This window comes from Capnocytophaga sp. oral taxon 329 str. F0087, assembly GCF_000213295.2.
In the GTDB taxonomy this organism is placed as follows: domain Bacteria; phylum Bacteroidota; class Bacteroidia; order Flavobacteriales; family Flavobacteriaceae; genus Capnocytophaga; species Capnocytophaga leadbetteri_A.
In genome coordinates, this window is record NZ_KN390025.1 from 1 (window position 1) to 19229 (window position 19229).

16 protein-coding genes are annotated in these 19229 nt (G+C 40.8%); 15 read left to right on the top strand and 1 reads right to left on the bottom strand.

Annotated features, from left to right (window positions below; all coding sequences use genetic code 11):
• From HMPREF9074_RS08855 to metF, 13 genes are all read left to right on the top strand, one after another.
• A partial coding sequence (locus HMPREF9074_RS08855) for a type I restriction enzyme HsdR N-terminal domain-containing protein (protein WP_034540334.1) occupies window positions 1-177 on the top strand: 177 nt, incomplete at its 5' end.
• Window positions 174-1127, top strand: a complete 954-nt coding sequence (locus HMPREF9074_RS08860; protein WP_009389674.1) for a glycosyltransferase family 2 protein — start codon at window positions 174-176, stop codon at window positions 1125-1127. The genes HMPREF9074_RS08855 and HMPREF9074_RS08860, both read left to right, overlap by 4 nt.
• Window positions 1128-1506: 379 nt before the next feature.
• Window positions 1507-2430: a DUF3829 domain-containing protein gene (locus tag HMPREF9074_RS08865; RefSeq protein WP_034540336.1), complete on the top strand. Its 924-nt coding sequence runs from the start codon at window positions 1507-1509 to the stop codon at window positions 2428-2430.
• 117 nt (window positions 2431-2547) lie between these two features.
• On the top strand, window positions 2548-3612 hold the full coding sequence (locus HMPREF9074_RS08870; protein WP_009389670.1) for an AAA family ATPase: 1065 nt from the start codon (window positions 2548-2550) through the stop codon (window positions 3610-3612).
• Entirely contained in the window at window positions 3605-4441 is an 837-nt protein-coding gene (locus tag HMPREF9074_RS08875) for a DUF4435 domain-containing protein (RefSeq protein WP_196774056.1), read from the top strand. Before HMPREF9074_RS08870 ends, HMPREF9074_RS08875 begins: the two co-directional genes overlap by 8 nt.
• Window positions 4442-4598: 157 nt before the next feature.
• The gene (gene rpoC / locus HMPREF9074_RS08880; protein ID WP_009389668.1) at window positions 4599-8882 is read left to right on the top strand and encodes a DNA-directed RNA polymerase subunit beta'; all 4284 of its coding nucleotides are present in this window, start codon (window positions 4599-4601) and stop codon (window positions 8880-8882) included.
• A 3-nt stretch (window positions 8883-8885) separates the two neighbouring features.
• Window positions 8886-9206: a DUF3467 domain-containing protein gene (locus HMPREF9074_RS08885; protein WP_009389666.1), complete on the top strand. Its 321-nt coding sequence runs from the start codon at window positions 8886-8888 to the stop codon at window positions 9204-9206.
• A gap of 227 nt (window positions 9207-9433) precedes the next feature.
• The gene (locus HMPREF9074_RS08890) at window positions 9434-10195 is read left to right on the top strand and encodes an alpha/beta fold hydrolase (RefSeq protein ID WP_009389662.1); all 762 of its coding nucleotides are present in this window, start codon (window positions 9434-9436) and stop codon (window positions 10193-10195) included.
• Window positions 10196-10208: 13 nt separating this feature from the next.
• Complete coding sequence (gene yihA / locus HMPREF9074_RS08895) at window positions 10209-10811, top strand: ribosome biogenesis GTP-binding protein YihA/YsxC (RefSeq protein ID WP_009389660.1); 603 nt, start codon at window positions 10209-10211, stop codon at window positions 10809-10811.
• Window positions 10812-10834: 23 nt separating this feature from the next.
• The gene (locus tag HMPREF9074_RS08900) at window positions 10835-11806 is read left to right on the top strand and encodes an alpha/beta fold hydrolase (protein ID WP_009389658.1); all 972 of its coding nucleotides are present in this window, start codon (window positions 10835-10837) and stop codon (window positions 11804-11806) included.
• A 38-nt stretch (window positions 11807-11844) separates the two neighbouring features.
• Entirely contained in the window at window positions 11845-14256 is a 2412-nt protein-coding gene (gene thrA, locus HMPREF9074_RS08905) for a bifunctional aspartate kinase/homoserine dehydrogenase I (protein WP_009389656.1), read from the top strand.
• A 14-nt stretch (window positions 14257-14270) separates the two neighbouring features.
• Window positions 14271-14876: a GrpB family protein gene (locus HMPREF9074_RS08910; RefSeq protein ID WP_009389654.1), complete on the top strand. Its 606-nt coding sequence runs from the start codon at window positions 14271-14273 to the stop codon at window positions 14874-14876.
• Window positions 14845-15798 carry a methylenetetrahydrofolate reductase [NAD(P)H] gene (gene metF, locus HMPREF9074_RS08915; protein WP_009389652.1) on the top strand — a complete coding sequence of 318 codons (954 nt, stop codon included), beginning with the start codon at window positions 14845-14847 and terminating at the stop codon, window positions 15796-15798. The genes HMPREF9074_RS08910 and metF overlap by 32 nt, the downstream gene beginning before the upstream one ends.
• A 172-nt stretch (window positions 15799-15970) precedes the next feature.
• Here metF and HMPREF9074_RS08920 read toward each other — a convergent pair whose 3' ends face one another.
• On the bottom strand, window positions 15971-17251 hold the full coding sequence (locus tag HMPREF9074_RS08920; RefSeq protein WP_009389650.1) for an MFS transporter: 1281 nt from the start codon (window positions 17249-17251) through the stop codon (window positions 15971-15973).
• A gap of 116 nt (window positions 17252-17367) precedes the next feature.
• On the opposite strand from HMPREF9074_RS08920, the gene HMPREF9074_RS08925 reads away from it, so the two are divergent.
• Together HMPREF9074_RS08925 and HMPREF9074_RS08930 are read left to right on the top strand one after the other, a co-directional pair.
• A complete protein-coding gene (locus tag HMPREF9074_RS08925; protein WP_009389648.1) occupies window positions 17368-18453 on the top strand; it encodes a beta-ketoacyl synthase N-terminal-like domain-containing protein in 1086 nt (361 codons plus the stop codon).
• A gap of 85 nt (window positions 18454-18538) precedes the next feature.
• On the top strand, window positions 18539-19099 hold the full coding sequence (locus tag HMPREF9074_RS08930) for a conserved domain protein (RefSeq protein WP_009389646.1): 561 nt from the start codon (window positions 18539-18541) through the stop codon (window positions 19097-19099).
• Window positions 19100-19229: the final 130 nt, after the last annotated feature.

The window sequence follows — 19229 nt, forward strand, 5'->3', positions numbered from 1 at the left end:
AACGTGTCGATTACTCAAGATACTTTCGACCAAATAGCCCGATACAACTTGGCGCTTAAGTCTACTTACCTAATGGTAACCAACGGAATATCACATTATTATTGCCAAATGGACTATAAGCTGGGGCAGTATCTTTTCTTAAGAGATTTACCCCATTATGGCGATTTTCAACTATGACTATAGCTATCGTTATTCTTAATTGGAACGGGCGGCAGTTGCTCAAGCGCTTCCTCCCTACTGTCCTCACGTACGCGACGGGTGCCCAAGTGTATGTGGCCGACAACGCTTCTACTGACGGCTCAGTAGATTTCCTGCGCACGCATTATCCACAGGTCTCGATACTGCAAAACCCTACTAATGAGGGCTATGCGGCAGGCTATAACCGCGCGTTACAGCAGGTGCAAGCCGATGTCTATTGCTTGCTAAATTCCGATGTAGCTGTCACTGAGGGGTGGTTGTCTCCGGTGCTTAAATGCTTCGAAGACCCCCAGATAGCAATGGTACAGCCCAAAATATTAGACTACAAACGCCCTACTCATTTCGAGTATGCAGGGGCAGCAGGCGGCTATATCGATAAATACGGATTTCCGTACTGTCGAGGGCGACGCTTACAGCAGGTAGAGGAGGACAGAGGGCAGTACGATGAGCCTTCACCTTGCCCGATATTCTGGGCATCAGGAGCCTGTTTGTTCGTCCGTTCGACTGTTTTTCACGCTTTAGGGGGCTTCGATGCCGACTTTTTTGCCCATCAAGAGGAAATCGACCTCTGTTGGCGTGCCCATCATCGGGGACATAAAGTAGTTTGCTGCCCTCAAAGCGTGGTCTATCACGTCGGGGGGGCGACCCTTTCAGCTACTAATCCACAGAAAACGTACCTAAACTTCCGAAACAGTCTGCTAATGTTGCTCAAAAACCTCCCAGCGCACTGCCTATACCGCAGACTTTTTGTGCGTATGCTCATCGATGGAGCAGCGGGCGCTTACTACCTGTTCACCGGCAAACCTCGCCTCACGTGGGCAGTATTGCGAGCCCATTTTTACTTCTACCGGCATTTTAGCAAATTCCAACGCAAAAGACCTCCTTATACTATTGAAGATTATTACCAGAGAAAAAGTATATTTTTTTAATGCTAAAAATTAATCGTTAATACCCCATAATCTCTATATTGAGACTGTCTGAAAAGTTTTTCGTGTATACAGACCGTCACATCTCCCCCTTCGAAGGAAGTCCGCGAGCTGGCGCAGCGGAGTATGTGAAGGGGGGATGTTAAAACACCGAACGATGACCGAACGATGACCGAACGATGACCGAACAATGAGCGAACAATGAGCGAACGATAACCGAACGCTACCCCCTTCTAGCGACTAACGACTAACCACTAGCGACTAACCACTAGCGACTAATGTCTAACGACTAAAACTCTAATGTTAAACTATTGTTAAACTTCGAAAAGTTATTGTTTTATTTCATATCTTTGTGGCATTAATAAATAATAAAAAAAGACAAATGAAAAAGATTATTTTCGCTTTGGCAGTAGTAGGGGCATTCCTTACAGGCTGTAATTCAAATGGTTCGAAAGCAAACGGTGCTGACGAAGTAGGTGGTAAAGACCAAGCTAATGAAATCATTGGCTTTTATAACGATGCGTTAGAAGCGTCAAGAAACTATAATAGAGGTATTATAGAGTCAGGTGAAGACTACATTAGAGATGCTGAAAAGTACGTAAATGATAAGTTGAAATCTAATTGGGGCAACAAGCCTTTCTTGCATACTTCTTATCACGATTTTGGCAACAAATCAAAGGCGGCTCCTACTGATGCTTTTGGCGATAAAAAAGAGGTGATTGCTAAAGATTTTAGCGAACTAAAAAAACACGCTGAAGACTTGCAAAAGCTATTGAGCGATATAAAATCACACTTAGAAAGTGAAGATTTTAAAGATGATAAAGGAGCTAAATTCGCTGAACTTAAACAAAAAGCACAAGCTGAAATAGAAGGTTTTCAACAAGTGCGTACCAAACTTTTTGGCGAAATGGATAGTATCGTAGAGAAAGCAGAGGGTATCATTCTTGAAGACCATCCTCTAAAAGAAAACATCTTATCATCTAAGAAGTTATTGGCAGTAGCAGGCGACTTTATTGATGAAGTAGTAGCACAATCAGAAGCTGAAAAGGTAAATGTTGATAAATTAGAAGCAGCTTATAAAGCAATTGAAACCCAATTGGCGAACAACCAAAAGATAGAGGTAAAAGATGCTTCAGCTAAATCTAACTACGAAAGACTTAATAAAGAAGGTGAAGATTACCTTGGTGCTTTGCGCAAATTTATCCGCGACACTAAAGAAAAGAAAAAGTTTGATCAGAATGGCTTCAACCAAGTAGATAGCGCTTATCAATCTTTAGTAAGTGCTTATAATAGCTTTGTAAACTAAAAACAACAAACTAAATACAAAATACGAGAGACAAAAAAATACATTTTGTCTCTCGTATTTTTGTCTTCTATATTTAAATTTGTATCTTTGCAGAGTTATTCACTTAAAAAGTTAAAGATGTTAGAAAGTATTGCTATAAAGAAGCTATTTGGTTTGTTTGATTATCATATAAAGTTTGATACTGTTGAGAATATCACTATTCTCACAGGCCCTAATGGCTATGGTAAGACTACTATTCTCAATATTATCTATCATTTTTTTAATCAGAATAGTGAATATTTTCAGAAACTAAACTTTGCATCTATAACTTTCTATTTTCAGAATCAGAAAACTGTTGAATTGAAAAAAGGAGAACACAATGTGTTTGACGATATTCTTCAAACAAAAGTTTATTTGATAAAAGAACAGCGGCTTATTAAACCTGTTTTAGAAAATATTGAAACTGATGATAAATCAGGCAAGAATAAAAAGACTTTTTTAAATACAATTGAAGTTTATGCTGAAGAATTAAAAAAGTTGATAGAAGAAAAACAATTAGAAGCCTACCAAATAGCACAGAAATTAGATAGTTCTTTCCCTAAAAGGCTTATCGAAGCTAAAACAGTTGTTGATGAACCAATTTTTAAAAAACGTTTTGCTGAACTAAAAGATAAACAAAGTAAGTTGCAGCAATTTGGTATTGCCACCAGCGCACAAGAAATACCAGACTACAATGTAGAAAGTGCCAAAGTGCTTTCGGTTTATCTAAACGATTCAGAAGAAAAACTAAAAATATACGATGATTTATTGGCTAAAATAGAACTTTTTGTAAATATTATCAACCAAAAGGATTTTGCTTTTAAATCTATCAAAATAAGTAGCGACAAAGGTTTTAGTTTTTACCAAAACAAGCAGCAACAAGAGCTTAGTCTTACTGACTTGTCATCGGGTGAGCAACAAGAGGTAGTATTGCTTTATGAGCTACTGTTTAAAACTACGCCTAATACCCTTATTCTGATTGATGAGCCCGAAATATCCTTGCACGTACTTTGGCAAAAAGCCTTTATTGACGACTTGCAAAAGATAGCAGCCATAAAGAAGATTAACTTTTTAGTTTCCACTCATTCACCACAAATCATTAACAACCATTGGGATTTAACCCGCGATTTATACGACCTTTCTAAAACCGATGAAAATGAATAGAAGTTTAAAAGCCAACACTAATGGAAACGATAAAGCAAATGATATACGCCTTTCGCTTAATACACCAAGTGGTAGTAAAATAGTGTGGGTGTTAGTAGAAGGGGAAGATGATGGCAAAATATATCCTAAATTCTTTGACGCTTCTAAAGCAAAAGTAGAATATGTAAATGGTAAAACCTCTCTTATTGAAGCTCTGGAGATACTTACGCAAGAAACAAAACAGGTAGTAGGCATAGCAGATGCTGATTTTCTGCATTTAAATAAGCTTTATCCTCGGGTGAAAAACCTTTTTTATACTGATTATCACGATATAGAAATGACGATGCTCAGTTTTGAAGAAGTGAGAAATAATTTGCTTACAGAGTATCAAATGCAGGATAAACAAGCAGCTATTTGGCAAAATGTGTTAGAAGAGGCTTCATATATAGGCTATATCCGTTGGTATAATGATATAAATGATAATAAAATAAACTTTAGTGGGATAGGGTACGGCAAAATAGCAGACTTGGTAGATGAAAAACTGAAATTACAAAAACCTTTATTGCTTGCCACGCTCAATCAAAGATCGCCTAATAAGGAAAGAATTCTAACAGATGAGACCGTAAATACTTTTATAGAAACCAGCCCAACTGATGATAGTATGAATTTGTGTAGTGGACACGATGCCGCTGCTTTTCTCTCATTGATTATTGGCAGTAGAACAACTCCGAAAGGAGTCGAAACAGCCCTGCGATTTTCTTTCAATATACAGCATTTCAGCAAAACTAAACTGTATAAACAGCTACAAGAATGGCAGAACCAAAATGGCTTTCAAATTATTATCTTCTGAAAATCAGTGCATTAAAAACTTTTTGAAAAAAACAATACAAAAAAATAGTTGTTAATTAAAAAAATAGTTGTACTTTTGCACGATATTTTGTAATTAGGCGTTATCAGGCGGGGGTCTGGTAGGGTCTGAATAACCTTATTTATTTCACCATAACAATATGGCAAAAGATAAAAATACAACTGTTCCAAAATTTGATAAGATTTCTATTGGCTTAGCCTCTCCCGAATCTATCTTGGCTGTTTCGCGCGGCGAGGTTACTAAGCCCGAAACTATCAACTATCGTACTCACAAGCCAGAACGAGATGGGCTTTTTTGTGAGCGTATTTTCGGTCCTGTTAAGGACTATGAATGTGCCTGCGGTAAGTATAAGCGTATCCGCTATAAGGGTATCGTGTGCGACCGTTGTGGGGTAGAAGTAACTGAAAAGAAAGTACGCCGTGAAAGAGTGGGGCATATCAACTTAGTGGTGCCTATCGCCCATATTTGGTATTTCCGCTCATTGCCTAACAAAATAGGTTATCTGCTCGGGCTGCCTTCTAAAAAGTTGGATATGATTATCTACTACGAACGCTATGTGGTGATACAGCCCGGTGTTGCTAAAGGGCCTGAAGGTGAAGATATTCAGTACCTCGACTTCCTCTCTGAAGAAGAATACCTCGCTATACTCGAGTCTCTTCCTGCTGATAACCAATATCTTGAAGATACTGATCCTAATAAGTTCGTAGCCAAAATGGGGGCTGAATGCCTCTTAGAGCTCCTCGAGCGTCTCGACCTCGATGCCCTTTCATACGACTTGCGCCATAAAGCTAATAACGAAAGTTCTAAACAACGCAAAACCGAAGCGCTAAAACGCCTACAAGTGGTAGAAGCTTTCCGCGAATCACAAAAGAACCGCGAGAATAAACCTGAGTGGATGATTATGAAGGTGATACCTGTTATCCCACCAGAATTGCGTCCGTTAGTACCTCTCGATGGAGGTCGTTTTGCTACTTCAGACCTTAATGATTTATACCGCCGTGTAATCATACGCAATAACCGTTTAAAACGTTTGATGGAAATCAAAGCACCTGATGTTATCTTGCGTAATGAAAAACGTATGCTACAAGAGGCAGTCGATTCACTTTTCGATAACACTCGTAAATCATCAGCGGTAAAAACAGAATCTAACAGACCTTTAAAATCTCTTTCTGACTCGCTCAAAGGAAAACAAGGTCGTTTCCGTCAGAACCTACTCGGTAAACGTGTTGATTACTCAGCGCGTTCAGTTATCGTCGTAGGCCCTGAACTAAAAATGTACGAATGCGGTTTGCCCAAAAATATGGCAGCCGAACTATATAAACCTTTCGTGATACGCAAGCTCATCGAGCGTGGTATCGTGAAGACGGTGAAATCTGCTAAGAAAATCATCGATAAAAAAGAACCAGTAGTATGGGATATTTTGGAAAACGTGATAAAAGGTCACCCTGTACTACTGAACCGTGCCCCCACGCTACACCGTTTGGGTATTCAGGCATTCCAGCCTAAACTCATCGAGGGGAAAGCTATCCAGCTGCACCCATTGGTGTGTACAGCGTTCAACGCCGACTTCGACGGTGACCAGATGGCGGTACACTTGCCATTAGGCCCTGAAGCGATACTCGAGGCACAACTCTTGATGTTGGCATCGCACAATATCTTGAACCCTGCTAATGGTTCACCTATTACCGTACCTTCGCAGGATATGGTCTTGGGGCTTTACTACATCACCAAAGGACGTAAATCAACACCTGAATATCCTATCAAAGGAGAAGGGTTGGTATTCTATTCGCCCGAAGAGGTAAATATAGCCTACAACGAAGGGAAACTAAGTCTCAACGCCTTTATAAAAGTGCGTGTTCGCGACCTCGATGAGGAAGGTAATGTATATTATCACTTAGTAGAAACCACCACAGGACGTGTGCTTTTCAATGAGTTAGTACCTTTAGAAGTAGGGTATGTAAACGAGGTGCTTACTAAGAAGTCATTGCGCGATATTATCGGGCGAATCCTTAAGGCTACCAGCATACCTGTAACAGGCGACTTCCTCGATAAAATAAAGAATATGGGATACCGTTTCGCTTTCAAAGGCGGACTATCATTCAGCTTAGGCGACATTATTATTCCGCAAGAAAAAGCAGATATGATTGCTGAAGCTAATGGTTTGGTAGACGGTATTATGATGAACTATAATATGGGTCTCATCACCAATAACGAGCGTTATAACCAAGTGATTGATGTGTGGACTTCTACCAATGCTCAGCTTACTGAGTTGGCTATGAAGCGTATCAGCACCGACCAACAAGGGTTTAACTCTGTGTATATGATGCTCGACTCAGGAGCCCGTGGTTCTAAAGAACAGATACGTCAGCTTACCGGTATGCGTGGATTGATGGCTAAGCCTAAGAAATCAACAGCCGGAGGGGGCGAAATCATTGAGAACCCGATTCTTTCTAACTTTAAAGAGGGGCTTTCAATCCTCGAGTACTTTATCTCTACCCACGGGGCTCGTAAAGGTCTTGCCGATACCGCGCTTAAGACTGCCGATGCCGGTTATTTGACCCGTCGTTTGGTAGACGTATCACAAGATGTTATCATCAATACCGAAGATTGCGGTACTCTACGTGGGGTTGAAGTACGTGCCCTTAAGAAAAACGAAGAGGTGGTAGAAAGTTTGGGCGAACGTATACTCGGTCGTGTATCGCTACACGATGTGTACAACCCACTTACCGAAGAGTTATTGGTAGCTGCTGGCGAAGAAATTACTGAAAAAATAGTAGATAAGATAGATGCAGCACCTATTGAAATGGTAGAGGTGCGCTCAGCCCTTACTTGCGAGGCAAAACACGGTATCTGTGCGAAGTGCTATGGACGTAACCTTTCTACTGGTCGTATGGTACAAAGAGGAGAGGCCGTAGGGGTAGTAGCTGCTCAATCTATCGGTGAGCCTGGTACACAGCTTACACTACGTACTTTCCACGCCGGTGGGGTGGCAGGTAACGTGTCTGAAGAAAATAAAACAGAAGCCCGTTTTGACGGTATATTAGAAATAGAAGACCTACGCGTGGTAACCAGCAAAGATGGCGACCAAAGTGTAGACGTAGTAATACGCTCATCAGAGCTAAAAGTACTCGACCCTACTACTCGTATGGTGCTACAAACACACGATATTCCTTATGGGGCACACATCTTTGTAAAAGACAAAGAAGAGGTGAAGAAAGGTACTTTGCTCTTCCAATGGGATCCGTACAATGCGGTAATCATTTCAGAGTTCTCTGGTAAGATAGCTTATGAAGATATCGAACAAGGGGTAACTTACCAAGTAGAAATAGACGAGCAAACAGGCTTCCAAGAAAAGGTAATCGTAGAATCTCGTAATAAGAAGTTGATACCTACCTTATTAATCGTTGATAAGAATGGCGAAACACTCCGTTCTTACAACTTGCCGGTGGGTGCCCACATAATGGTGGATAACAACAGTAAGATAGAAGAGGGTAAAGTATTGGTGAAAATACCGCGTAGTTCAGCTAAGGCGGGTGATATCACCGGTGGTCTACCACGTGTAACTGAGTTGTTCGAAGCACGTAACCCTTCTAACCCTGCTATTGTGTCAGAAATTGACGGGGTAGTGTCATTCGGAAAAATAAAACGTGGTAATAAAGAAGTAATTGTAACTTCTCGTTTAGGTGAAGAGCGCAAGTATTTGGTGAAACTATCAAGTCAGATATTGGTGCAAGAAAACGACTATGTGCGTGCTGGTAAGCCGTTGTCAGACGGTTCTGTAACGCCTGACGATATACTACGCATTAAAGGGCCATCGGCTGTACAACAGTACTTAGTAAACGAAGTACAAGAGGTATACCGACTACAAGGGGTGAAGATTAACGATAAGCACTTTGAGGTAATCGTTCGTCAGATGATGCGCAAGGTAGAAATACAAGACCCAGGAGATACACTTTATCTCGAAGGTCAGTTAGTACATAAAGACGACTTTATAGAAGAAAACGATAGACTCTTTGGTAAGAAAGTAGTAGAAGATGCAGGCGACTCTGAAAACCTAAAAGCAGGACAGATAGTAAGTCTCCGCGAACTACGCGATGAAAATTCATTGCTAAAACGCTCTGATAAGAACTTAGTAGTAGCTCGCGACATCATACCGGCTACAGCTATGCCTGTATTACAAGGTATTACTCGTGCGTCATTACAAACTAAGTCGTTTATTTCAGCAGCATCGTTCCAAGAAACTACTAAAGTACTCAATGAGGCTGCGGTAAGCGGTAAGGTAGATTCGTTAGACGGACTAAAAGAGAACGTAATTGTAGGACATCGTATACCTGCAGGTACTGGTCTTAAACGTTATGAGAAGATAATCGTAGGTTCTAAAGCTGACTTAGAACCAGTAGTGGAAAAGAAAAAATCGAGATAGACTATGAGCGAATTAGAAGAGATAAAAGAAGGCAACGGACAACTAAGCATAGAGTTGGACGAGCAGATAGCGCAAGGGGTGTATGCTAACTTGGCTATCATCAATCACTCGGCTACTGAGTTTATAGTAGATTTTGTAAGCGTAATGCCAGGGATGCCTAAGGGCAAGGTGCGCAGTAGAGTGATACTCACTCCAGAGCACGCTAAGCGTCTGTTAGGGGCTTTGGCAGAAAACATACGCCACTACGAAGATGCTCACGGTATGATAGCAGAAAAAAGCGATACACACACTATTCCGCTTTTTGGTATCACCGGAGAGGCGTAATACCAAAGACAAAATACAAAACAAAGAATGCAAAATTGATAAAAAACTTTGCCAAAGTTTCACGACTTTGGCAAAGTTTTTTTATGTATTTATTTTTTAGAAGACTTGATAATCACTTGTTTTTCACTTGAACAATAAACAGATAAAAAATATTTTTCTCTTTTGTTGTGTACAATTAGAAATAAAATATTATCTTTGTGCTTCAAAAATCTTTTTGATAAATACCAATGACAACAGAAGTAAAAAAAGAAGGTAAATTTTCATATATCGAACAAGGAGAAGGAACCCCTATCATCGTATTACACGGACTGATGGGGGGGCTGAGTAATTTTGAAGACGTAATTTCTTTTTTTTCGGATAGATATAAGGTGGTAGTGCCCGAGCTACCTCTTTTCACAATGCCTTTGCTCACTACTTCGGTAAAAACATTAGCTAAATACATTCAAAAGTTCATAAAACACAAGAAATTTGAAAAAGTTATCTTGTTAGGAAACTCTTTAGGCGGACACGTAGGCTTACTTTATACTAAGCTGTACCCTAAAAATGTGTTAGGTTTAGTGCTTACAGGTAGTTCAGGGCTGTATGAAAGTGCTATGAGCGATGGGTATCCCCGCCGTGGTGACTATGATTTTATCAGAAAAAAATGCGAAGAGGTGTTCTATGACCCTGCTGTGGCTACTAAAGAGATAGTAGATGAGGTATTTGCTAATATTTCAGATCGCTCTAAACTCATCAAAACATTAGCATTAGCTAAGAGTGCAATTCGCCATAATATGGCAAAAGATTTGCCTAAGATGACCACTCCTACTTGCCTTATCTGGGGCAAAAATGATATAGTAACCCCTCCTAAAGTAGCAGAAGAATTTAAGGAGCTATTACCTAATGCCGAGCTTCATTGGATAGACAAGTGTGGGCATGCCCCTATGATGGAGCGACCACAAGAGTTTAACCAAATATTAGACCAGTGGCTTAAAACAATTAATAATTGATAATTAGCAATAGATGATAAAAAAAGCTGAATTTGTAATGAGCAACTCACAGGTGGCCAAGTGTCCTAAGGACAGGCTGCCTGAGTATGCTTTTATAGGGCGCTCTAATGTTGGGAAATCGTCTCTTATCAATATGCTTACCAATTGTAAGAATTTAGCTAAGACTTCAGGGCGTCCTGGTAAAACACAGCTTATCAATCATTTCAAAATAGATGACCGCTGGTTTCTAGTTGATTTGCCAGGCTATGGTTATGCACGGGTGTCAAAAACCACTAAACAAGTATTTCAGCGTTTTATTACTGATTATTTTGAGCAACGCGAGCAGTTGGTGAGTGCTTTTGTGTTAGTAGACATACGCCACGAGCCTCAAAAAATAGATGTAGAGTTTATGCAGTGGCTAGGCGAACGGGCTATACCATTTGCTATTATCTTTACCAAAGCTGATAAGCTGAAACCACAAGCGATAGAGCGCAATGTAGCAGCCTATAAAGAAGCGCTACTCGAGTGGTGGGAGGAATTTCCTCCTTATTTTGTAACTTCAGCACAGAATAAAACAGGAAAAGAGGAGCTAACACAATATATAGAGCAAACAAATCAAACAATTATTAACGGTTAATGGTAGATATTAAAAAGTAAGCTATGTTAGATATTTTGCATTATGACTTGCTTGATTTCGTTACTTCGTATGGAGTGCGTATTCCTTCACTTAGGGTTACTTATCAACTGTTTGGCAAGCCTTTAGGCACAGCTCCGGTAGTGGTGGTGAACCACGCTTTTACGGGCAATTCGCAAGTGGCGGGCGAAAACGGTTGGTGGGCAGAAGCTATAGGTACTGCCAAAGTGATTGATACTGATATATATACCGTAGTAGCATTTAACATTCCCGGTAATGGCTTTCACGCACGCGAGGAAGATATGATAACTAACTACCAGCATTGGGCAGCGGTAGATGTGGCGCGCTTATTCAATATAGCCCTCAGAGAGCATTTGGGGCTAAACTCTGTTTTTGCGTTAGTAGGCTGTTCGTTAGGAGGCGGTATTGCTTGGGAGATGACAGCTCTTGCCCCTGACTATTTTCAGCAATTAGTAATAGTAGCCGCTGACTGGAAGGCAACCGATTGGATTATAGGCAACTGCCTCTTGCAAGAGCAGATACTCAAAAACTCTACACACCCCTTGCACGATGCACGTCTGCACGCTATGCTGTGTTATCGTACTCCCCAATCACTGAAAATGAAGTTCGAACGCACTACCCATCTGCCTACTCAGTTATACAATGTAGAGAGCTGGTTGCTGCATCACGGTGAAAAGTTAAATAAACGTTTTTCGCTTTCCGCCTATAAGCTGATGAATCAATTAGTAAAAACAATAGATATTTCTAAAGACCGTGGTAGTTTTGCTGAAGCGGTAGCCCCTATTACGGCACATATTACTATCGTAAGTACTGATTCAGACTTGTATTTTGTGCCTCAAGAAAACCGCGATACTGTAGCCGAGCTGCGCGAAATGGGCAAACCTGTAGATTACTACGAAATACACTCTATACACGGGCACGATGCTTTCCTAATAGAACACAAACAATTAGAACAGTTTTTGAAGAAAATCTTTTAATCTAACGGCAAATCTCAAACTAAGTAAAAGATAAAAATATGAAAATATTAAAATTTGGTGGTAAATCACTTGCCAATGATGGTATTGAAAAGGTGATTGACATTATCATTACTTCACATAAAGAACCTCTATCGGTAGTAGTATCAGCGAGAGGTAATACTACTGATCAATTAGAGGCACTGCTTGAAAAAGCAAGTAAAGGAGAGGATTACACTGCCGATTTTCAACACTTGAAAAACGAGCAGCAGTATGATCCTCGAGTGTCGTTTGAACCCGAATTTCAGCTACTCGAAAAACTCCTTGAAGGAGTATCTCTATTAAAAGATTATAGTCCCAAGACTAAAGATTTGGTATTGGCACAAGGCGAACTAATGTCAGCTAAACTCGTAGCAGCACTACTCAAACGCAAGGGCTTAGAAAGCACCTTTGTTGATAGTCGTGAAATCTTCAAAACCGATGCTGTAGTAGGCAATGCACAAATCATCAATTCAGTATCCGAAAAACTCACCCGTGACCACTTTGCTACTATTCCTCCCAATCACGTAGCAGTAGTTACAGGCTTTATCGCTTCTACCGAAAAAGGCGATACCACCACCTTGGGGCGCAATGGTAGTAACTATTCAGCAGCCCTTTTGGCTAACTATCTCAATGCCTCTGAACTGCAAAACTACACTCACGTTGATGGTATTTTTACTGCCAATCCAGAATTAGTACCCGAAGCCAAAATCATACGTCATCTTTCTTATGAAGAAGCTAATGAGTTGGCTAACTTTGGGGCTTCTATACTTCACGCTAAAACCATTATTCCTCTTATCGAAAAGGGTATTCCATTGCGCATCAAGAACACTTTTAATAGTGATGATGCAGGTACACTCATTCACAAAGAGAGCGAGCAAGAGGGTATCAAATCGATTTCAGTTATTAAAGATAATGCCCTTATAGTAATGGAAGGTCGCGGACTGCTTGGCAAGGTGGGGGTTGATGCCCGCATTTTTAGGGCTTTGGCACAGAAAGGCATTAGTGTGAGTATTATCTCTCAAGGTTCTTCAGAGCGCGGAGTAGGTTTGGTAGTAGCTTCTAAAGATGCTAAACTTGCTAAAGCCGCTATAGACGAAGAGTTTTCGCACGATTTCTATACCAATGATGTGAGCAGTGTGAGCATTGTAGATGATGTAGCAGTCATCTCAATTGTAGGGCAACCTCTCTCTACTTTCCATCACCCTTATAATGCACTGATACGCAACCAGATAGTGCCTTTACTTATCAATAATGCCGTAACAGGTAAAAACGTTAGTTTGGTGCTTAAGACCGAAAAACTTCACAAGGCGCTAAATGTTATCCACGGCGAAATCTTTGGGGTGTCGCGCCGTATCAACTTAGTGATTTTCGGCAAAGGTACAGTAGGCGGTACGCTTATCAACCAAGTGATAGCTGCCCACGATAATATCTTGCAGCGCAAGAATATTAGCTTGCGTATTGTAGCCATAGCTAATTCTCAGAAAATACTCACTGCTGCCAAAGGGATTGGCAAAGGCTGGGAAGAGGCTTTTGAGCGCGAAGCTGTACCTTATAACTTTGATACTTTACAGGCTTTTGTAGATAAAAATCACTTAGAAAACCTTATTGCAGTAGATGTAACCGCCAGCAAGACTTTTGTAGATAACTACATTCCTCTGATTAAGAGTGGTTACGACCTTGTTTCAGCTAATAAAATAGCCAATACTATCTCGTTCAGCTTCTACCAAGAGCTACGTAAAACCCTTAAGCAATACCAAAAAACGTATCTTTATGAAACCAATGTAGGAGCAGGATTGCCGTTGATAGATACCATTCGCTTACTACACCATTCAGGCGAGAACATTACCCGTATCAAGGGGATATTCTCAGGTACGCTCAGCTACTTGTTCAATACTTTTTCAGCAGAAGATAAGCCGTTTAGCGAAGTGCTCCAACACGCTATTAACAGTGGTTATACCGAGCCTGACCCTCGTGAAGACCTTTGCGGTAATGATGTAGGGCGCAAGCTACTTATCTTAGCCCGCGAGCTCGACTTAGGCAATGAATTCACTGATGTAAAGATACAAAACCTTATCCCAGAGCATTTGAGAGAAGGCTCTGTCGAAGACTTTTTGCAACGCTTAGACGAGTTTAATTCCCCTTATCAACAAATAAAAGAAGCTCAAGAGCCTGACCACGTACTGCGCTATGTAGGCGACCTTCACGGCGATTTAGCTTCTACTGATACAGTGCAGTTAGACGTATCGTTAGTTTCTGTTCCTCGCAATAGTGCTCTTGGTCAGGTAAAAGGAGCTGATTCAATCTTTGAGATTTATACAGAATCTTATGGCGATAACCCTATTGTCATACAAGGGGCAGGAGCAGGAGCCTCAGTAACAGCACGAGGTGTGTTTGGCGACATTTTAAGATTAGCAGAAAAGAGTAGAGTGTAATACACAAGTAGCTAATGGTAGAAAAAGAAGAAAATCCTTTGTTAAAAATGTCATTGCAGGACTTGTGGCAACTATTTCCTATCAATCTTACACAGCACAATCCTTTATGGAAAGAATGGTATGAGGAAGAGCGTAGTTTTCTTTTAAAACAATTACCTTCTGATGAAGTGGTACGGCTAAACCATATAGGTAGTACAGCTGTTGAACAAATACAAGCAAAACCTATTGTAGATATGCTTTTAGAAGTGAAAAAAGAGGCTTCATTTCAGAAGCTAAAAGAACTCATACTACAATCGGGATATCTGTGTATGAACGAAACAAACAATAGGATTTCTTTTAATAAAGGCTATACTATTAATGGGTTTGCAGAACGTGTATATCACCTGCACTTGCGTTATGAAGGTGATAATGATGAGCTTTATTTTCGCGATGAACTGCAAGCGCACCCATCAATTGCTAAAGATTATGAAACGCTCAAATTATCTCTTTGGAAGCCTTTCGAGCACGATCGAGATGCCTATACCGCTCACAAAACAGACTTTGTGAAACAATATACACTGATAGCAAAAGAAGAATTTAAAGGAAAATATGAAAATAACAGACCATATAAAGAATGCTAAAGGGAAGACGCTCTTCTCTTTTGAAGTAGTACCCCCTAAAAAAGGGAATAACATTGAGGAACTATACCGAAATATAGACCCCTTAATGGAGTTTAATCCTCCGTTTATTGATGTTACTACCTCGCGCGAGGAGTATTATTATATCGAGCACCCTAACGGACTATTAGAAAAAAAAGTAACTCGTATGCGCCCAGGTACAGTAGGTATCTGTGCGGCTATTCAGCATAAATACAAGGTAGATACCGTGCCCCACGTGCTTTGTGGCGGTTTTTCAAAAGAAGAGACGGAATACCTATTGGTAGATTGTCTCTACTTAGGTATTGATAACGTGATGGCATTGCGCGGCGACGCGATGAAAGAGCAACGCTATTTTCAGCCTACTGAGGGCGGTCATACCTATGCTACCGAACTCGTTACCCAAATCAGCAATCTGAATAAGGGTATTTATCTCAATGGCATTGCAGCTGACCATAAAGCTAACTTCTGTATAGGAGTAGCAGGCTATCCCGAGAAGCATATCGAGGCGCCTTCACTTACCTCAGATTTGGCTCGCCTCAAAGAAAAGATAGAGGCGGGGGCTGATTATGTAGTAACGCAGATGTTTTTCGATAATCAAAAATACTTTGAGTTTGTAGACAAAGCGCGCGAAGCTGGTATAAATGTGCCTATCATACCTGGTATCAAGCCAATTGCGGTTAAAAAGCATCTTAACTTGCTTTCGCAAGCCTTCAAGATAGATTTCCCACAGGAACTTGTCGAGGCAGTCGAAGCCTGCAAGCACAATGCCGATGTCAAACAGATAGGGATAGAGTGGGCTATACAGCAGAGCAAAGAGCTTAAAGCGGCAGGCGTACCTGTGCTCCATTACTATTCAATGGGTAAATCAGACAATATCGTAAAGGTAATTTCAGAGGTGTTTTAATTTCCCAATATGTCAAAGAACGGAATAAGTTTCGAAACTTTTAGGGGGCAAAATTCCGACTTTTTACTGAAGTACGCAAATAGTTGTCGCACCGTGTTACAACATTGTTAAAAAATATAGGGGGCGAATCGCGATTCGCCCCCCTATTTGTTTGTATTGTTTGTGCTATTTTTTATTTGTCTGTATGCTTTACATTATCTTTGTAAGTGAAAGGTACGCTCCAAGTGATAGCAAGAGCAGGAAGGGTGCAGAGCATCACTATAGCGAAGAAAAGTTCGTATCCTAATACTTTGCTGAGGTAGCCGCTGAGCATTCCAGGTATCATCACCCCTAAGTTCATCAGGCTGTTAGCAAAAGCGTAGTGCGCCATTTGGTATTTCCCGGGGGCTATCTGTTGCATCATAAAGAGCGTAAGTCCCACAAAACCAAAACCGTAACCGAAGTATTCGCCTACGATACCACAACCGATAACTATCAAACTGGTAGGCTGAAAATAAGCGAAAAGAAGATATACTACAAACGGAATGTTGAAAGCGCAAGCTAAGGTAAAAAGAGCTTTGCGAAGCCCTACAACCGACACAAAATAGCCAGCTACTATAGACCCTATGATGAAAGCTGCCGTACCCGCTGTGCCGTATACCAATCCGTATTGCTCGTTAGAAAGCCCTAAGCCGCCTACCTCTATGCTGTCTTTTAAGAACAGAGGCGCGATTTTCATCGCCAGTCCTTCAGCAAAGCGATATAAGAAAATGAAAAACAAATAGTAAAATATATATTTCTTTTGAAAGAAAGCTACGAAAATGCCCCATAGCTCTTTGCTTTTTTGACTGAAATCGCCGTCAGAAGTGTTTTTTTCGTCTTTCGGAAGCGCATACAGATGATACAAACCTACCAAACCTAAAATAATAGCACAGATGCTGATAATTAGCTGCCAAGAGGCTACGATGCTCATACCTTTTTCGTTCACTAACCAGCCAGCCAAGAAGATAAGCCCGCCGTTAGCCAATACTTTTGCAAGGTTATAGAAAGCCCCTTGCCAACCCGAATAAACACTTTGGGTAGAAGCATCTAATTGCTGCATATACATACCATCGCCTGCGATGTCGTGGGTAGAGCCGCTAAAAGCGATAACCCCCATTAGCGCCAAGCAAGTTACGAAGAAGTTAGGCAGAGGCAGCGAAAAAACGATAAGCCCAAACACAGCTGCCGAAAGCAATTCAGTGATGACGATGTACTGTTTTTTAGTACCGTAGATTTCCATAAGTACACTGATGATAGGTTTGAGCGACCAAGGGAGGATAAGCAGCGAAGTCCAGAAAGCAATCTGGTCGTTAGCGACCCCTAAGTCCTTGAAAATGATAGGAGAAACCAATGAAAGCATCACAAAAGGGAGCCCCATAGCAAAGTAAGTGGTAGGAACCCACGAGATAGGATTTTTCTTTTCTTTGTTCATAATGGTGGTGTTTTTTATTTAGAAAATAAATATTTATTAGCGAAAATTTCGCCAAAAATACAAAAAATATTTTTATTATTGCTTAATTACCGTCGAAATTTAAAAATTATTTACCAATGAAAATAGCCATTACAGGAGCAGCTACTCTTGCTGCCGACCAAATAACAAATTGCGATGACGTACCTATGGGGCGACTTTCAGAAGAAAAACGTTCCCTTATAGCAACTTTGCGTCAGAGCAATCCCGCTTACGAATATTTAGACCCCACCGTGCTGTATGCTCTTTTTACCGCTAAGGAAGCGGTATGCCAAGCAGGCTGGAGCGGACAGCGTTTTGGGGTGAATATAGGTTCTTCGCGCGGAGCTACCGAGCTGTTCGAGTCGCATTATGCACATTTCCTGAGCGAGGGCTATTGCAAAACCTTAGCATCGCCCACCACTACCTTGGGCAATGTAAGCACGTGGGTAGCGCAATACTTTGCGACACAAGGCTTTGCTCTGTCGCACTCCATCACCTGCTCTACCGCCTTGCACGGCATCGCCAATGCCGTAGCGTGGCTACAGAGCGGTATGGAAGAGCGTTTTTTGGTAGGAGGCACTGAGGCTCCTCTTACGCCTTTTACCATTGCGCAGGTCAAAGCTCTTAAAATCTATAGTTCTCTGCCGTTGCCTTACCCTTGTAGGTCTATGGATATGACCAAAAAACAGAATACAATGGTCTTGGGCGAGGGGGCAGGCTGCTTTTGTTTAGAGAAAGGCGAACGCCCTAACGCTTTGGCGTATATTATAGGAATAGGCTTTGCTACCGAGCAGCTTACCCATAGTGTTTCGCTCTCTCCTGACGGACAATGTCTGCAAGAGTCGATGCGCAGCGCCTTAGAGAATGCAGGTAATCCTAAGATAGATGTGGTTATCACCCACTGCACGGGTACTATCAAGGGCGATAGGGCAGAGCTCAATGCCATAGAGGCAGTCTTTGGGGCGCAAAAACCACTGCTGACTAATAATAAATGGCAACACGGACATACTTACGGCGCAAGTGGAGCGCTCAATCTCGGTATGGCAATCGAGATGCTACAGCGCAACACTTTTCAGCCTATACCTTATCTTGATGAGGCAAATGAAGTGCCCGAAAAACTCCAAACAGTGATGATAAATGCTGTAGGTTTTGGAGGGAATAGTATTTCGGTAATTCTTCAGTAATCCTTCGCTCATCCTTCGGTGATCCTATAGTGTAAGTGTATTCAAAGTAAAGGGGGATATCAAAGAAAAAAAATGGTGAAAGGGAATGTTTTCTTTGAAAAAAAATATTACCTTTGCTTCTATAATTAAAACTGACCCAATGAAAACTATAAAAGAACGTTTGGAGCGCTATCATTTGATTAGCTTTGTGAAAGATGAAACTATAGAAAAAGGTGTTTTTGAAATCTTTACTTCAGGGAAACAGAATAAAAAGGAGTTTAAGAAAAATGTTGTAGCACTTAGATTTTTAACTAATAAAGGCTATCGGTATAGAATGCTTCCCGTTATAAATGATGGAGAGACTAATCCGGATGCTTTTAATCTGTATTTTCAATATTTTACAGATATAAAGGTGACAGAAAGTAATAATGGAAAAAATATAATTCAGAGTGCTTTGAAAGAAGCAAGCCGACAGTTTGTTAGTGAAGTGATAATTCAATTTACCAGACAACTAAGGTCTAATAGAGAAGCTTATGACATTTTGCGAGCTACTTTTGCACAAGGGAGAGCAAGGCATATTGAGCGAGTTATTTTTATAATGCCTAATATGAAAGTTTTAGCAGTAGAGACAAAACGTTTTAAAATAACAAAGAGGCAAATTGAATAATCATCAACTTGCCTCTCGGGGGGGTGAAACCGATAGCAACACGAAGTTGCGTGTAACACCATTTACGCTGCAAAGGTACAGTTATTTTTTTAATTATCAAAAAAAAGTTTGTTTTGTAGGGTTTTATCTG

What these genes read in the sequence shown, in the direction of transcription:
- HMPREF9074_RS08860 (WP_009389674.1), top strand. Translation starts at nt 174, where the DNA reads ATGACTATAGCTATCGTTATTCTTAATTGGAACGGGCGGCAGTTGCTC.
- HMPREF9074_RS08865 (WP_034540336.1), top strand. Translation starts at nt 1,507, where the DNA reads ATGAAAAAGATTATTTTCGCTTTGGCAGTAGTAGGGGCATTCCTTACA.
- HMPREF9074_RS08870 (WP_009389670.1), top strand. Translation starts at nt 2,548, where the DNA reads ATGTTAGAAAGTATTGCTATAAAGAAGCTATTTGGTTTGTTTGATTAT.
- HMPREF9074_RS08875 (WP_196774056.1), top strand. Translation starts at nt 3,605, where the DNA reads ATGAATAGAAGTTTAAAAGCCAACACTAATGGAAACGATAAAGCAAAT.
- rpoC (WP_009389668.1), top strand. Translation starts at nt 4,599, where the DNA reads ATGGCAAAAGATAAAAATACAACTGTTCCAAAATTTGATAAGATTTCT.
- HMPREF9074_RS08885 (WP_009389666.1), top strand. Translation starts at nt 8,886, where the DNA reads ATGAGCGAATTAGAAGAGATAAAAGAAGGCAACGGACAACTAAGCATA.
- HMPREF9074_RS08890 (WP_009389662.1), top strand. Translation starts at nt 9,434, where the DNA reads ATGACAACAGAAGTAAAAAAAGAAGGTAAATTTTCATATATCGAACAA.
- yihA (WP_009389660.1), top strand. Translation starts at nt 10,209, where the DNA reads ATGATAAAAAAAGCTGAATTTGTAATGAGCAACTCACAGGTGGCCAAG.
- HMPREF9074_RS08900 (WP_009389658.1), top strand. Translation starts at nt 10,835, where the DNA reads ATGTTAGATATTTTGCATTATGACTTGCTTGATTTCGTTACTTCGTAT.
- thrA (WP_009389656.1), top strand. Translation starts at nt 11,845, where the DNA reads ATGAAAATATTAAAATTTGGTGGTAAATCACTTGCCAATGATGGTATT.
- HMPREF9074_RS08910 (WP_009389654.1), top strand. Translation starts at nt 14,271, where the DNA reads ATGGTAGAAAAAGAAGAAAATCCTTTGTTAAAAATGTCATTGCAGGAC.
- metF (WP_009389652.1), top strand. Translation starts at nt 14,845, where the DNA reads ATGAAAATAACAGACCATATAAAGAATGCTAAAGGGAAGACGCTCTTC.
- HMPREF9074_RS08920 (WP_009389650.1), bottom strand. Translation starts at nt 17,251, where the DNA reads ATGAACAAAGAAAAGAAAAATCCTATCTCGTGGGTTCCTACCACTTAC.
- HMPREF9074_RS08925 (WP_009389648.1), top strand. Translation starts at nt 17,368, where the DNA reads ATGAAAATAGCCATTACAGGAGCAGCTACTCTTGCTGCCGACCAAATA.
- HMPREF9074_RS08930 (WP_009389646.1), top strand. Translation starts at nt 18,539, where the DNA reads ATGTTTTCTTTGAAAAAAAATATTACCTTTGCTTCTATAATTAAAACT.